Genomic DNA, 2,074 nt, shown 5'->3' on the forward strand with positions numbered 1-2,074 from the left:
GGTCACGGCCGCGTCGTGTGCCTCGACGTGCGCGGCTGGCGGCGCCTGGACGTGGTTGTCCACGGTCACGGACCGGGTTTCCCGGAGCAGGTTTTGCCCCTCTTCGTCGAGTGGCGCGTACCTCGCCGTTGACAGGTCTTCCAGGGCGGCGATCTGTTGGTCCACGCGGGGCGAGAGCACGGTCAGGGCCATGTCGCGCAGGGGCACGGTGGATGATTCCCGGCTGGAAACCAGATCCGCGCGCAGGGTCGTGGCGGCATCAAGGACCGTGGCCAGGGGTTCGTGGCCGGAACCTGTCTGCCGGGCGGCGACACGCGGGGCCAGGGTGTCAATGGCGGTCAGGGCCAGGGCCTTGGTTTCGATCCATTCTTGCAGCGTTTCGATGGCCAGGGCCTGATCCGCGCCGAGTCTGCCGTTTTCCTGGAAAAGTCGGCGAGTGGCCTCGATTTCCGTGCGGGCCTGATCCAGAATTTCGGGCGAGTCGGCCTCAAGCACCCGGTCCAGCTGGGCGTGGAGCGTGAATTCCAGGGCGCGGGCCATGGCCGGGTTTTGGGCCAGCCCGGCGTTTTTGAGCGGGCTTAGAACCAGGGTTGTACACAGGGCGTTAAAGGCCGCTTTCGTGTTCTGGTCCCCGGGGGTGGCCGCGATGGCTTCGTGGCGCAGGGCCTGAAGTTCGCGCATGCCCTGCCGCATGGGAATTTCCCCGTCCAACACGTTGGCCACCAGATTCTCGGCCCGCGCAAAAAGTTTTCCCTCTGCTCCAAGCCGGGGCGCCAGGGCCAGATCCGTGGTTGTTTTGGCCAGGCCTGGAGGGCTCTGACGGGCCGGAGTTTCGGACGCGTGGACGGATTGTTGCCCGCCGGGGCGGAAATGGGTGGCGATGGCCGCGCGCATGGGATCGGCCGTGACGCCCGCCGTTGGTGTCGAATCGACGCCGCCCGGTGTCGGTCCGTGCTGGACGCCGGGGAGGGGCTGGTTGATCAGCAGGCTCATGCTTTTGGCTCCTCGTGGCCGGTCAGACCCGCAGGTAGAGGTTTGTGCCCATGTGGACCAAGTCGTCGTCGGATACGTCCGTCGAAGCCAGGGATTGGGCCTGCATGGGCGGGGCGTCCGTGGCGCCCGCGTGCCTCGCCTCGAGCCGATGCAGTGCGTCCAGAAGTCTGGGGCGGGCCGCCGTGGCGGTCTCGACAAAGGAAGTCAGGGTCCGTTCGAAGGCCATTGCATCCATGCCCTCGATGGCGTGGCGTCCGAGCAGGAAAACGCCGCCTCCCTCCGTGTCCACGCAGTAGCACAGGCCCAAAGGAAGAATGCCGGGCATTTGTTCTCCCAGGAGCATGGCGTAAAAATCCGCCAGCAAGGACGGCTGGGCGCCGCGCAGGGAGAGCATCGGCGCGTGGACAAGAAACTGGTCGCCCTCGGCCGGCACGGCCAGGGTCACGACGGTGTGCTGGCCCACGGACATGGTGCAGAAGCCTTCGGCATCAAGCGTCCGGGGGTGTTGCTCATTCTTGTCCAGGTTGGCGAGCCACGCCCTGATGCGTTCACGTGCCGTCATGGGTCATCCCCTTTGTGCCGCGCGGCGCGTGATCGCCGTGGCGCGGGTTTGATGTGTTCCGGCCGCGCGGATCAGGCGTTGATGCGCGCCAGAAGGGCGTTTTCCAAGGCCTTGAGCTGGGTTTCGAGGCTGGCGTCGACCACGCCGAGTTCGCTTTCAAGGAGGCAGGCCCCCCGTTCGAGGCGCGCGTCTGGAATAATATCCATGAAGCTGGTCCGGCCGGGCGCGGTTTGGAGCATGGCCGCCATCGCCGTTTCCACTGCAGCGGCGTCGGCCGGGGCCACTCGCACGGTGACGTGCTGCTGGTTGCGCACATTCGTCAGGGCTGTGCGTACGATGCGCACGATGCGGTCGTTGTCGTCCAGGTCGCCGATGATCTTGCGGATGGCCTGGCCGACAACATTGACCAGGGTCGATTCAATGCCCTCGATGAATTCCACCGAGGACAGGATCGTTTCCATCATCTTTTCGGCATGTTCAAGCTTGCCTTCGGTCTTGCCGTCCTCGTAGCCTTGCTGG

General features: G+C 65.7%; 3 protein-coding genes. All 3 read right to left on the reverse strand.

Annotated elements, in window-relative coordinates; translation table 11 throughout:
* Positions 1 to 993 (reverse strand): hypothetical protein (locus tag EOL86_14125; protein NCD26711.1); only part of this gene is annotated, 993 nt, incomplete at its 3' end.
* Positions 994 to 1,015: 22 nt separating this feature from the next.
* Positions 1,016 to 1,555, reverse strand: coding sequence for a hypothetical protein (locus EOL86_14130; GenBank protein ID NCD26712.1), 540 nt, complete (start codon positions 1,553 to 1,555; stop codon positions 1,016 to 1,018).
* 71 nt (positions 1,556 to 1,626) lie between these two features.
* Positions 1,627 to 2,074 (reverse strand): HrpE/YscL family type III secretion apparatus protein (locus EOL86_14135; protein NCD26713.1); only part of this gene is annotated, 448 nt, incomplete at its 5' end.

It is taken from the genome of Deltaproteobacteria bacterium (genome assembly GCA_009930495.1).
Lineage (GTDB): Bacteria > Desulfobacterota > Desulfovibrionia > Desulfovibrionales > Desulfomicrobiaceae > Desulfomicrobium.